11 protein-coding genes are annotated in these 12,348 nt (G+C 68.7%); 6 read left to right on the forward strand and 5 right to left on the reverse strand.

Translation table 11 applies throughout. The annotated features are described in order from the left end of the window. Positions 1 to 219 precede the first annotated feature (219 nt). The 3 genes from QM624_RS00940 to QM624_RS00950 form a co-directional block, all read right to left on the reverse strand. A complete protein-coding gene (locus QM624_RS00940; RefSeq protein WP_415088202.1) occupies positions 220 to 1,059 on the reverse strand; it encodes an MBL fold metallo-hydrolase in 840 nt (279 codons plus the stop codon). A gap of 41 nt (positions 1,060 to 1,100) precedes the next feature. After that, positions 1,101 to 1,484 (reverse strand): DUF1304 domain-containing protein, encoded by a 384-nt coding sequence (locus tag QM624_RS00945; protein WP_415088204.1) that lies wholly within the window; start codon positions 1,482 to 1,484, stop codon positions 1,101 to 1,103. 160 nt (positions 1,485 to 1,644) lie between these two features. Further along, complete coding sequence (locus tag QM624_RS00950) at positions 1,645 to 3,750, reverse strand: alpha/beta hydrolase domain-containing protein (protein ID WP_415088205.1); 2,106 nt, start codon at positions 3,748 to 3,750, stop codon at positions 1,645 to 1,647. 207 nt (positions 3,751 to 3,957) lie between these two features. On the opposite strand from QM624_RS00950, the gene hrcA reads away from it, so the two are divergent. From hrcA to tgt, 4 genes are all read left to right on the forward strand, one after another. After that, on the forward strand, positions 3,958 to 4,974 hold the full coding sequence (gene hrcA / locus QM624_RS00955) for a heat-inducible transcriptional repressor HrcA (protein ID WP_415088206.1): 1,017 nt from the start codon (positions 3,958 to 3,960) through the stop codon (positions 4,972 to 4,974). 2 nt (positions 4,975 to 4,976) lie between these two features. After that, positions 4,977 to 6,155: a molecular chaperone DnaJ gene (gene dnaJ, locus QM624_RS00960; protein WP_415088213.1), complete on the forward strand. Its 1,179-nt coding sequence runs from the start codon at positions 4,977 to 4,979 to the stop codon at positions 6,153 to 6,155. Further along, positions 6,152 to 6,883, forward strand: coding sequence for a 16S rRNA (uracil(1498)-N(3))-methyltransferase (locus tag QM624_RS00965; protein ID WP_415088207.1), 732 nt, complete (start codon positions 6,152 to 6,154; stop codon positions 6,881 to 6,883). Before dnaJ ends, QM624_RS00965 begins: the two co-directional genes overlap by 4 nt. 381 nt (positions 6,884 to 7,264) lie before the next feature. Then, on the forward strand, positions 7,265 to 8,494 hold the full coding sequence (tgt, locus tag QM624_RS00970) for a tRNA guanosine(34) transglycosylase Tgt (RefSeq protein WP_415088208.1): 1,230 nt from the start codon (positions 7,265 to 7,267) through the stop codon (positions 8,492 to 8,494). Positions 8,495 to 8,755: 261 nt separating this feature from the next. Here the strand turns inward: tgt and QM624_RS00975 are convergent, their stop codons facing one another. Both QM624_RS00975 and QM624_RS00980 read right to left on the reverse strand, forming a co-directional pair. Continuing rightward, complete coding sequence (locus QM624_RS00975) at positions 8,756 to 10,228, reverse strand: carbohydrate-binding domain-containing protein (protein ID WP_415088209.1); 1,473 nt, start codon at positions 10,226 to 10,228, stop codon at positions 8,756 to 8,758. Between the two features lie 38 nt (positions 10,229 to 10,266). Then, positions 10,267 to 10,854 carry a DUF4956 domain-containing protein gene (locus QM624_RS00980; protein ID WP_415088210.1) on the reverse strand — a complete coding sequence of 196 codons (588 nt, stop codon included), beginning with the start codon at positions 10,852 to 10,854 and terminating at the stop codon, positions 10,267 to 10,269. 235 nt (positions 10,855 to 11,089) lie between these two features. On the opposite strand from QM624_RS00980, the gene QM624_RS00985 reads away from it, so the two are divergent. Beyond that, on the forward strand, positions 11,090 to 11,872 hold the full coding sequence (locus tag QM624_RS00985) for a PP2C family protein-serine/threonine phosphatase (RefSeq protein ID WP_415088211.1): 783 nt from the start codon (positions 11,090 to 11,092) through the stop codon (positions 11,870 to 11,872). Next, positions 11,872 to 12,348, forward strand: a 477-nt coding sequence (locus tag QM624_RS00990; protein WP_415088212.1) for a hypothetical protein, incomplete at its 3' end; no start/stop codon positions are given. The genes QM624_RS00985 and QM624_RS00990, both read left to right, overlap by 1 nt.

A 12,348-nucleotide genomic window follows, 5' to 3' on the forward strand; every position in this document is an offset into this window, starting at 1 on the left:
AAGCGACCGGGTGACCAAGGGGACGGTTCCTTTGGTCACCCGGCAAATCTTCTCTGACAATGGGCTTCTCCGACTATCGAGGTGTCCGAAGGAACCGTCCCCGGTGTCCGTAGGAACCGTCCCCGGTGTCCGAGGGAACCGTCCCCGGTGACCGTAGGAACCGTCCCCGGTGACCGTAGGAACCGTCCCGTGGTCACCCGGTGAGGAGAGAACCCGGTTCTACTTGAGCAGCCGGAGCTGGGTGCGGGGGACTTTGCCCTCGGCGGCGAGCTGGGCGTAGGCGGTGGGTAGGACGGCGGTGATGGTCTCGTCGTCGTAGGGCCAGTCGCCGGCGGCGAGCGCGTCCTCGAGTTTCACGCCCTGGCCGATCAGGTGCTCCACCTGGCCGTAGACGGCGGAGATCTCGGCGCGCTGGGTGAAGGCGAATACGCGGTCGACGGGCTCGCCGTGGCCGGGTAGCAACACGGTGTCTTCACTGACCAGGCCCAGGACGCCGTCGAGGGCGGCGGGCCACTCCTTGAGGTAGCAGTCGGCACCCATCGCTGGGGGAGCCGCCTGCTCGAGCAGGTCGCCGGTGAAGATCAGCTGGGCGTCGGGCACGATCACCACCACGTCGCCGGCGGTGTGGCCGCGTCCGAAATGGACGAGTTCGACGTACCGGTCGCCCAGGTTGATCATCCGGGCCAGCGCCATCGGCCGATTGGGCGGCTTCAACAACTCAACGTCGAAGCCGAGGTCAGCGGCCTCGGTGGCGACCTGATCGGCCTCCAGCGCGGCGACCAGCGTCTCGTGGCCATGAGTGGTCAGGTCGTCGAAGGCCGCCAGGCCGTAGTAGTGGTCGAAGTGGCCGTGGGTGACGACGGCACCGAGCAGCGGCACCCCGGCAACAGCCTCGGCCGCCACTCGGATCTCCGCGCCCTGAGCGGGTGACGAACCGGTGTCCACGACCAGGGCGCCTGCCGATCCCACGATCAGGCCGATGTTCACCGCGGCGGGCTGGGCGACCGCACGCCAGATACCCGGACGGAGCTGCTCGAACGGAGTCAACGAGAACTGCACCGGCCCAGCCTATGCGTGGCCGGCCGGTGAGCGCCGCATGCTCAGCCGGTCACCAGCCGGATCAGCAGGGCCAGCAGCCCGATGAGCGGCAGCGTGCCCTGGACGAGCGCCGCGCGCAGCTTGGATCGGTCATGGGTCACCAGCACGATCGCCGCCGCCAGCATGGAGCCGAGGCCGACGATCAGCAGGGTCAGCGAGACCGCCGGCCAGGCGAAGGTCACGATGCCGGCGAACACGGTGATCGCCAGGAACAGGTTGTAGAAGCCCTGGTTGTAGGCCAGTTGCCGGGTCGTCGCGGCCTGCTCGACCGTGGTCCCGAAGATCTTGCGGGTGCGGTCGTCCTGCCAGCGGAACGACTCCAGCCGGAAGATGTACACGTGCAGCAGGGCGGCCAACGCGGCGGCGCTCAGGACGATCAGGGTCACGGCAACCTCGCACCAGGGATTCGACGGCGATGGCTCAGGGTAGCCGTTGAACCGGAGAAGTCCGGCACCCCACACTCGCCAGCAGCTCCAGAACCCCAGCTGACAAGGGGCTTCGGCAAGCTCAAGCAGCGTTCGAGCAACTCGGCCAGCCGTGAACAGCTCAGCGCAGCACGTCGCTCGCCTGCGCCTCGGCGATGAAGGCGTCCGCGTCCCTCTTGAGCAGCAAACCCTGGCGCTGCAGCGTGCGTGCGGCCTTGGTGACCGCCCGCACATACCCGTCATGGGTGCGGTAGCGCTCGACCAGCGAGCGGCGCGGATCCTTGGCGGCGCGACGCTCCTTCGCGGTCTTGGGCAACGGGATCGTCATGCCCCAGCCCTCGCAGCCGTCCGGGCCGCCGAACCCGTCCACCCGAACGTTCCAACCCGTGTGGGTCGCGATCGGCGCCTGGATCTGCGGCATCCGGATGCCGGCGATCTCGAGCCCATCGGCATCCACCACCGGAACGTAGCTCGGGTAGATCCGGCCGGTCGCCACCGGCGGATAGCGGTCGATGATGCCGTTGGTGAAGCGCGGGCCGAAGTCGTACAGGTTCCGGACGGTGGCCGTCCCGGTGTAGGTGATGCCCGGGATCGAGGGCCAGCCCAGTTCGCGCTGCTTCACCACGCCGATGCCCAGGGAGGACTGCTTGGTCGGATGGACGCGGGCCAGCGTGCCGTCGTCGAGCCGGGGCACCCGGCTGGCGGGCGGCGGAGTGCCTCGGTTCACCCAGCCCGTCAACGCCTCGAACAGTGCACGCTGCACGGGGCCCGGATTGATCGTGTTGCGCGCGACGGCGCAGACGCCGGGGGAGTCCGCCGGGTTGCCGACGACCGTGTGCTCCACGCTGGAGAGCAGATAGTTGCGCACATTGGGCGGCTCGACCGCGTCGCGCCGTCCGGACGGATCGGTGTGCAGCAGCGAGCCGGCCTTGCTCCAGTACTCGTTCGACGAGTTCAGGTTGATGATCTTCGGGCAGGTGCCGGTGCGTCGGCAGGCCTCGTCGCGGCCGTCCCGTTTGCCGGTGACCGGGTCGCGGAACGAGGTGTACGAGAACGGGAACGGACCTTCGGGGTACCAATGGTTCTGCCGGATCCGCTCGGTGCGCGGCGGTTGCGAGAAGCGGTAGTTGAGCGCGACCCCGGTTCCACCGCCGATCCAGTTCTCGATGCCGTCGAAGACCGGACGATTGCGCGCGTCGGCGTTGAATCCGAGCCAGAGGAAGTCGTTGAGGTAGCGGGCCGGCTGGGAGACGGCGAAGGCGAACGCCCGGTTCGCGTGGCCCGCCAGCGGATTGCGGTTGCCGGCCGTGTCGACGCGCTGGTGCCGCAGGAAGCTGACCAGGTCGCGGGTGGCGGCGAAGCCGATGCCGGCCACCACCGGATCCTTGGCCCGGTAGCTGAACTCGTAGATCGCCCCTTGCCGGAAGGGAGTTCCGGCGGGCAGCAGCCGGATCTGCTTGTCGCCGACGTATTCCCAGCCGCTGGCCGGCACGGTGCGCGGCTTGTCGGTGAGCCGGTCGCGCACGGTCAGCGTGGCCTTGGACCGTTTCGTCGTCGCGGCCGGGTAGGACAGCGTCGCCGTCGTGGTGGTGGCGTCGTCGAAGACCAGGTACTCATAGCTCGGGCCGGTGATCGAGCCGCCGTTCCGCTTCTTCGCGACCGGCACCGACAGGGTCAGATTGTCGTTCGTCGCGGACGCCGACGGATCCCAGCCGCTCCACACCAGGCTGAACCCCTGGTCGAGGACGTACGCGTCGCCGGCATCGGCGGCCGTCGTCGGATCGTTCATCAACGGCGAGCCGTTGAGACTGCCGAAGAACTTCTGGCCGCGGTTGTTCACCTCCATGAACAACTGGTGGTTGCCGCGGCGCAGATCGGTGGGTTTCAGGATGTACACGTCCGTGGCGTACTCGACCATGCCGCGGGCGTTGCGCGGCGCCCGCTTCAGGTCGGTGATCGCCGCGTTCCGCGGGTCGTTCGGGTCGAGTTCGCCGAAGGCCCTTCCGCGGAGCTTCTCGTATGTGCCGACCGTGCCGAAGCGGCGTCCCTCGAAAGCCACTCCTTGCGAGGCGAGCTCCAGCCGGGTGATCCCTCCCCGGTGCGCGGACGGCCGGTCGCTCGCGCCGTCCTCGGGGCCGGCAACAGCGGTCGGCGGCGCGCTGAACGCGGAGACCAGCAGGGTGGCGGCGACGGCCAGGGTGGCGGAACGTCGGAGGATGCGCTTCATCGAGGACCTCACATCTTTCGGGGTGTCGGATGTGCGTGTCGGGCTCGTCGGTGAGACCCGGGTCCGGTCACTATGGCAGCCGAGTCTCGGCCGGTCCGCGGGCCGAGTCGCACGTCTCGGTGACCGGACGAGAGAAGTCGTCCGCGTCCACTACACTGGCACTCGACCACCGAGAGTGCCAGTGTCGCGCGAGTGCTGAGGAGGGCCATGTTGGACGACCGCAAGCTCTCCATCCTGCGTGCCATCGTCACCGACTACGTCTCCTCCCAAGAGCCGGTGGGTTCCCGCGCGCTCGTCGAACGGCACAACCTCGGCGTCTCGCCGGCCACCGTCCGCAACGACATGGCGGTGCTGGAAGAAGAGGGCTACATCACCCAGCCGCACACCAGCGCCGGCCGGATCCCGACCGACAAGGGCTATCGGCTGTTCGTCGACCGGCTGGCCGCGGTGAAGCCGCTGTCGCTGGCCGAGCGCCGGGCGATCCAGACCTTCATGGCCGGCGCTCTCGACGTCGACGACGTGGTGCGCCGCACCGTCCGGCTGCTCGCCCAGATCACCCAGCAGGTGGCGATCGTGCAGTACCCGGTGCTGTCCAGTGCCACCATCCGGCTGATCGAGGTGCTGGCGCTCACCCCGGGGCGAGGCCTGGTCATCCTGGTCAACTCGACCGGCCGGGTCGAGCAGCGTCCGATCGACCTGATCGACGCCGGTGAGGAACAACTCTCCGAGCTGCGCGGACGCCTCAACGCCGCGCTGGTGGGGTGTGCGCCGTCCGCGGCGGTCGATCGGCTGAGCACCATGATGGACGAGTTGCCGCCCGACCTCCGTCCGGTCGGTTCGGTGGTGATCGCCACCCTGCTGGAGCTGGCCACCGCCGATCCCGCCACCCGCGTGGTGGTCGGCGGCGTGCCCAACCTGACCCGGTTCGGCGACCAGTTCGAGACCACGGTGAAGCCGGTGCTCGAAGCGCTGGAGGAACAAGTCGTGCTGTTGCGGTTGTTGGGTGAAGCTGGTGGGTCCAGCGAGGTCACCGTCCGCATCGGACACGAGAACCCGTACGAGCCGCTGCAGTCGACCTCGGTCGTGGCCAGCGCGTACAGTCACGGCGACGATGTCTGGGCGAGCATGGGAATCGTCGGCCCCACCCGGATGGACTATCCGACCACCATGGCCTCGGTGCGGGCGGTCGCCCGCTACGTAGGCCGTTTCCTGGCAGAAGGATGATGTTGACCAAGGATTACTACGACGTTCTGGGCGTGTCCCGCGACGCCACGTCCGAGCAGATCAAGAAGGCCTACCGCAAGCTGGCCATGAAGTACCACCCGGACGTCGCCGACACCGCCGACGCCGCCGACAAATTCAAGGAGATCGGCGAGGCGTACGAGGTGCTGCATGACGCCAACAAGCGCGCCATGTATGACCGCGGCGTCGATCCGATGGCGCCCGGCGGCGGCTTCCCGGGCGGTGGCTTCGGCTTCCCCGGCGGTGGCGGTGCGGCCGGCTTCGACTTCACCAACCTGGTGGACGCCATGTTCGGCCAGGCCGGAGCCCGTGGCCCCCGTTCCCGCGTCCGGCGCGGCCAGGACGCCCTCGTCCGGCTCTCGCTGACCCTCTCCGAAGCCGCCTTCGGCGTCACCAAGCCGGTGCGGGTCGAGACCGCGGTGATCTGCGGCACCTGCAACGGCTCGGGCGCCAAGGACGGCTCCGAGCCGGTGACCTGCACCACCTGCCACGGCCAGGGCGACATCACCCAGATCCAGCGCTCGTTCCTGGGCGACATCCGCACCACCCAGCCCTGCCCGGTGTGCCGCGGCTACGGCACCACCATTCCCAACCCGTGCGGCGAATGCTCCGGTGAGGGACGCGTCCGCTCGCAGCGCACCATCAACGTGAAGATCCCGGCAGGGGTCAACGCCGGCAACCGGATCCACCTGGAACACCAGGGCGAGGTCGGCCCCGGCGGCGGTCCGGCCGGCGACCTGTACGTGGAGCTGAGCGTCGAACCGCACGACACCTTCAAGCGCAACGGCGACGATCTCGAGATGGTGATCAAGCTGCCGATGACCGCGGCCGCGCTGGGCACCGAGGTGACCCTGCCGACGCTGGAGGCCGAACGCGACGATATGGACGCCGAGGCCGGCACCGTCCGGCTGTCCATCCCGAGCGGCACCCAGTCGGGCACCCGCATTCCGATCGCCGGACGCGGCGTGCCGCGGCTGCGCGGCACCGGACGCGGCGACCTCGGCGTTACGCTACTGGTGCAGACTCCGAGCAAGCTCGACGAACACCAGCGGAACCTGCTGCGCCAACTGGCCGAGGCGCGGGGTGAAGCGGGCGCCGAGATCGCTGTGGAGAAGCATCACAAAGGTGTATTCGGCTGGCTGAAGGACGCATTCACACAATGACCGAAGCATTGTTCCTGGCGGATCTGGATTCTCCGGCGGTCGGCGACACGGTCGCCGTGACCGGCGACGAGGGCCGGCATGCGGCGATCGTGCGCCGGATCCGCAAGGGCGAGATGGTGCTGGTCAGCGACGGCATCGGCAACGCGATCAAGGGACCGGTGCTGACCGCCGACGTCAACGGTCTGACGGTCGAGGTGGCCGAGGTGCTGCGCGACCCGGCGCGGCCGCTGCGGTTCACCGTCGTCCAGGCGTTGGCCAAGGGCGACCGGACCGAGCTGGCCCTGGAGATGCTGACCGAGTTGGGCGTCGACGAGATCGTGCCCTGGCAGGCGTCCCGGTCGGTGGTGAAATGGGCGCCCGACCGGGTCGAGCGGGCCCTGGCCCGCTGGCGCAACATCGTCCGTGAAGCCACCAAGCAGTCGCGTCGGTTCCGGGTACCCCGGGTCAGCCCCCCGCTGACCACACCCGAACTGGCGCTCCGGGTCGCCGAACCGGCGCTCACCCTGGTGCTGCATGAGGGCGCGGAGGCCTGGCCGTCCGTGGCCGACCTGCCCGCCGAGGGCGAGGTGATGGTGATCATCGGACCGGAGGGCGGCTTGACCCCTGAGGAACTGGACCTGTTCGCCGAGGCGGGTGGGCGTCCGACCCTGATCGCGGACGCGGTATTGCGGACATCCACCGCAGGTGTCGTGGCATTGGCGCAACTGCAAGCGCTGACGCGTGCGTGAACTTCTCGCATCGCCGCCTTCTCTGGCTGTGAGCCTGGTGCCATCTCGGGGCGCAAGTCTGTTGCCGCGGGCCGGGAGGGGAGCCCGAGCCGCCCACCTACAGATCCGCCTCGCAAGCTCGGCAGATCTTCCGGACGCCCACCCACCTGCCTCGAGCTCCCCTCCCGGCCCGCTTCGCGGTTGCGGTCCGCGGGGGCGAGGCCGCCGCGCTTCCCGAGTGCTGGAGTGGTACGCGGGGGACGGTTCTTTTCGTTCCGCTCAAAGGTGGTACGCGGGGGACGGTTCTTTTCGTACCGCTGATCGGTGGCCCGGGTCGTTGTCTCGTCCACGCCCGCTCAACGGTGGCACCTTGCCCTGGTCGGCGTCGCGAAGGGCCGAATCGTGAGTGATTCCTTCTCCTTCACGCCGGGTGCGGTGCTGGCCAATGGCAAGGGCCGATCGGGTGTGATCGACACTCCGCACGGGCAGATTCGGACGCCGGCGTTCGTGGCGGTGGGGACGAAGGCGACGGTGAAGGCGGTGTTGCCCGAGGCGGTCGCCGAACTGGGGGCGCAGGCGGTGCTGGCCAACGCGTACCACTTGTTCCTGCAGCCGGGCTCGGACATCGTGGACGCCGCGGGCGGGCTCGGTGCGTTCATGAACTGGCCCGGACCGACGTTCACCGACTCGGGCGGCTTTCAGGTGATGAGCCTGGGCGCCGGGTTCAAGAAGGTGCTGGCGATGGACACCGTCGGGCTCGCCGATGATGACGTGATCGCCGAGGGGAAGACCCGGTTGGCGCACGTCGACGACGACGGGGTGACCTTCACCAGCCACCTCAACGGCGACCGGCACCGGTTCACCCCCGAGGTGAGCATGCGCATCCAGCACGAGCTGGGTGCCGACATCATGTTCGCCTTCGACGAGCTGACCACGCTGATGAACACCCGCGGCTACCAGGAGCAATCGGTCGAGCGGACGCACGCGTGGGCCGTCCGATGCCTGGCGGCGCACGCCGAACTCACCGCGGCCCGCAGTGACAAGCCGTATCAGGCGCTGTTCGCCGTGGTGCAGGGCGCTCAGTACGAGGATCTGCGCCGACGGGCGTCCCGCGATCTGGCCGGTCTCGAGGTGGAGGGTCAGGCGTTCGACGGCTTCGGTATCGGCGGTGCCCTGGAGAAGGAGAACCTCGGCACGATCGTCGGTTGGTGCACCGAGGAACTGCCGTTCGACAAGCCGCGACACCTGCTCGGCATCTCCGAGCCGGACGACTTCTTCGCCGCCATCGCCGCCGGCGCGGACACCTTCGACTGCGTGATGCCCTCCCGGGTCGCCCGCAACGCCGCGCTCTACACCCGCGACGGACGGTTCAACGTCAACACCGCCAAGCACCGCCGCGCCTTCGAACCGATCGAGGACGACTGCGACTGCTACACCTGTGCCCACTACACCCGGGCCTACCTGCATCACCTGTTCAAAGCCAAGGAGATGCTGGCCTCGACGCTGGCCACCATCCACAACGAACGGTTCACCGTCCGGCTGGTCGACGACATCCGCACCTCCATCGAAACCGGTGACTTCGACGCCTTCCAAGAGGAATTCCTCGGCCGCTTCTACGCCGGCCGCCGCTGACGCCCTCGAACTTTCGGGGACGGTTCTTTCACGTTCGAGATTCGAATGTCGGGGGACGGTTCTTCTCGTTCGAAAATCGCATCTGCGAGAACCGTCCCCCAATCTTCGGAATTCGCATCTCGGAGAACCGTCCCCGGACGTTCGAAAATCGGACGCCGGAGAACCGTCCCCGGGTGTGCGAGGGACCGGGGGAACAGCGAACAAGTATCCGGATCGGGCTGGGACAGGCCAGCCCGATCCGGATCGCTGTTTCGATGGAGGTCAGGGACGCGCGCCGCCCCCTCCGCCGGGGCCGCCGAAGCCGCCGCCGTTGCTGACCTGCGAGGTGTCGGTGGTGCCGACCGAGGTGCCGTCGACGTAGACCGTGTAGGTCTCGCCCTCCTTGATCTGGTCGTTCGACACCACCAGGGAGCCGATCTGGCGGGTGGGGGAGTAGCTGGCCACCACGGTGCCGGAGGAATCCTTGACCTCGACCGTCGAACCGGCCGCCGCGGTCAGGGTGATCATCAGCGACTTCTGCGACGAGTCGGTGCTCGGCGCCTGGACCATGCCGGACGACCCGCCGGCCACCAGGGTGCCGCCGGTGATGGTGAAGGTGCCGTTGTAGTCCAGGGCGCCGTTCCCGTTGCTGGTCGGTCCGTTGACCACGACGGTGCCGCCACTCATCGTGACGTCGCCGTTGGAGTCGATGCCGTCGCCGTCCGCGGTGATGGTCACCTCGCCGCCCGAGATGTTCAGGATGGTGCCGTCCTGTGCCTCCATGTCGGACGCCGTGCTCGCCGAGTCGGTGGCGTTGATGCCGTCGTCGCTGGAGACAACGGTGATGGTGCCGCCGCTCAGGTCGATGTTCTTGGCTTCGAAGCCTTCCACGGACTTGCTGACCGTGGTGCTGCCGCCCGAGACCAGGATCGCCGTCCAGGCGTCGATGCCGTCATCGCCGGAGGCGAGCTTCACCGTGCCGTCGGCGACGCTGACGTAGCCGAGCCCGGCGTCGTCCTCGTTGTCGGACTTCAGCGAGTCGCCACCGCTGGTCACCCCGACGGTGCCGTCCTTGATCACCAGGTAGTCCTTGCCGCGGATGCCGTCGTCCTTCGCGGTCACGTTGAGCGTGCCGGAGATGATGACCAGGCCGTCCTTGCTGGAGATGCCGTCGTTGTAGTTGCCGGTCACGTTGAGGGTGCCGCTGCCCAGGATGGTCAGATCCGACGTGCTGTACAGGGCGGCGTTCGGGTCGTCGTCGCCGGTCGCTGCGTAGCTGGTGCCGTCGGTGAGCGAGTTGGTGGTGCCGTCGACCAGTGCGACGACAGCGAGGTCGGCGTCCATGATCGCCAGTGCCGAGCCGTCCGAGTTGGTGATCGAGGCGTTGTCGAGGATCAGGTAGACGGTGCCGGAGTCACTGGTGTCGACCACCACCTGGCCGTCGGCCAAGGTGCCGGTGAGCCGGTACGCGCCGGCGGCGGTGATGGTGATCACCCCGTCGGAGACCGTCACCCCGTCGGTGGCCTTCGGCGAGGACAGGTCGATGGTGACCTCCTTGCTGCTGTCCCAGCTGTGGGCCGCCTCGGTGTCGTGATCGGCGGTGAGCGCGAGGGCTGCTGTCGTGGTGGTGCTGGTCGAACTGGTTGTTGTCGTCGTGGCGGTCGTGGTCGCCACACCGGCGCAGCCGGCGAGTCCGATCAGGGCGGCGGCCACGCCTCCGGCGAGCCAGGTCTTGAGGTTCGTCAGTCGGTTCATGATGGTTCTCTCTGGTCGGGTGATGGTTTTGGTCGGAGTCAGTGGGTGAGCGCTTCGTGGGCGGGCTCGGGGGTCAGCGGAGCAGGGGTGCGCACCCGGTAGCGGACGTCGACGACGGTGACGTTGCGCACCAGATCGATCCGCTGGACGGTGAAGCGCCTGATGTCGGCACCGAGCAGAGCGCCCACGGCGGTGCGCAGTTCCAGTTCGTCGGTGATCGCCCGGTCGAGGGTGAGGGTGTGGTGCCGGTAGCCGCCGAGCAGGGCGGGGTGGTCGGCGAGGAACATCACCGCGACGAGCAGGCCGATCATCGACTGACCGATCCAGCTGGGGTCGAAGGTCAAGCCGGCCAGCAGGCCCATCGCCAGTGACACGAAGTAGTAGGCCACCTCGGCGTGGCTCAGCTCCGAGGAACGCAGCCGGATGATGGACAGCACGCCGAACAACCCCAGCCCCAGGCCGAGACCGACGGACGCGCTGGCCAGCACCGCGCTGACGGCCACGACGGCCACGTTGAGGCCGATCATGGCGACCATCACCTCGCGGCGGCGGTAGCGCCGGAAGTACACGCCGAACGCCAGGACGACGATGGCGACGAGGTCGAGGCCGAGACTGATTGGGTTCATGAGGTGAGGTCCTTGCTGAGGGATCTGTTGCCCGGATGTTGTCTGCTGATGACTTGACGGTAGAAAACCGAGCAGGCACGAGCCTTTGAGTTCCCTGTGCGGCGTCTGTGCGCCCGAACCGCTCACTCGATGCCGGGTTGAGGGTGCTGTTCGCCCTCCGAGGCGGGTACCGGGCGCGCTTGGTAATCTGACGCGGATGCCGGGCGGCGCCCCGGCTGATGAGAAGGGGGATCTCATGCCGCACGTCGCTGTGGGTGCGGCCTCGGACGTGGGCCGTGTGCGGGCACTCAACGAGGACGCCTACCTGGCCGGTGACCGGGTCTGGGTGGTGGCCGACGGGATGGGCGGCCACGCCGCCGGTGACATCGCCAGCCGGTTGGCCATCGAGTCGCTGAGCGAGCTCGACGAGGTCGACGAACTCCGTCCGGCCCTGCTGAATGTGGCGGTGGCCAGGGCGAACGCGGCCGTCGTCCGGCACGGCATGCTGCATCCGGAGGCGCGTGGACTGGGCACCACGGTGACCGGGCTGGCCGAGGTGATCGTGGGCGGAACCCCGCATTGGGCCGTGTTCAACGTCGGCGACTCACGGGTCTACCGCTACGCCGGTGGCGAGCTGCAGCGTGCCACCGTCGACCATTCCGAGGTTGAGGAACTACTCGCCGAGGGTTTGATCACCGCCGAGCAGGCCCGTGAGCATCCGGCGCGGCACATCATCACCCGGTCGGTGGGCATGCGGCCGGCACCGTCGGTCGATGTCTGGGTGCTGCCGCAGATTCCCGGCGAGCGGTTCCTGCTCTGCTCCGACGGCCTGACCTCCGAACTGGACGACGACCAGATCGCCGCCGTGCTGGCTGCCCATCCGGACGCCACCGAAGCGGCCGAAGCGTTGGTTGCGGCTGTGCTGGCATCTCCGGCGCGTGACAATGTCACAGTGTTGGTGATTGACGTCCGCGGCGGCGACGATGGAGCCGGTGACGAGATCACCGTGCCGCGGAACGTGCTGGAAGGAGAGCGCTGATGGCTGAGCCGGCGTATTCGTACAGCCCGGGCGGCGCGCTCGCAGTGTGGGGGCCGCGGGTGGCCGTGTTGGTCGACCTGCCGCCGGACGCCGGCCTGGTACCAGGCCTCCACGATCTGGTCGGCGACCCCGCCGCAGGTCTGGACGAGGTGCTGGAACTCCTGGTCAGCCCCGGTTTGCGGGCGGTGGAGAACTTCGCGCTCGCCGAGCACACCGACGAGGGGCTGCGCACCGTGGTGCGTGGCCGCTACCGCACCCGGGCCGGCGCGCACACCGTCGAGGGACGCGGGTTGTGGGCCGACCGGATCGTCCAGGCCGACGGCTACCTGCTGCTCGACCCCGAAGCCTCGGACGCCGCCACGCTTCCGCTGACCGCCGGCTCGGTGGTGCTGGCCGGACAGGTGCAGCGCCGAGCCGGGGACTCCCCGGTGGCTCCCAGGGTGGCGCCGCCGATGCACTCCCCGGCCGAGCCGCCC

Source organism: Micropruina sp., from assembly GCF_047606365.1.
Lineage (GTDB): Bacteria > Actinomycetota > Actinomycetes > Propionibacteriales > Propionibacteriaceae > Micropruina.

Excerpts from the sequence above, each read along its gene's own strand:
- QM624_RS00950 (WP_415088205.1), bottom strand. The coding sequence starts at position 3,750 with ATGAAGCGCATCCTCCGACGTTCCGCCACCCTGGCCGTCGCCGCCACC.
- hrcA (WP_415088206.1), top strand. The coding sequence starts at position 3,958 with ATGTTGGACGACCGCAAGCTCTCCATCCTGCGTGCCATCGTCACCGAC.
- QM624_RS00965 (WP_415088207.1), top strand. The coding sequence starts at position 6,152 with ATGACCGAAGCATTGTTCCTGGCGGATCTGGATTCTCCGGCGGTCGGC.
- QM624_RS00975 (WP_415088209.1), bottom strand. The coding sequence starts at position 10,228 with ATGAACCGACTGACGAACCTCAAGACCTGGCTCGCCGGAGGCGTGGCC.
- QM624_RS00980 (WP_415088210.1), bottom strand. The coding sequence starts at position 10,854 with ATGAACCCAATCAGTCTCGGCCTCGACCTCGTCGCCATCGTCGTCCTG.
- QM624_RS00985 (WP_415088211.1), top strand. The coding sequence starts at position 11,090 with ATGCCGCACGTCGCTGTGGGTGCGGCCTCGGACGTGGGCCGTGTGCGG.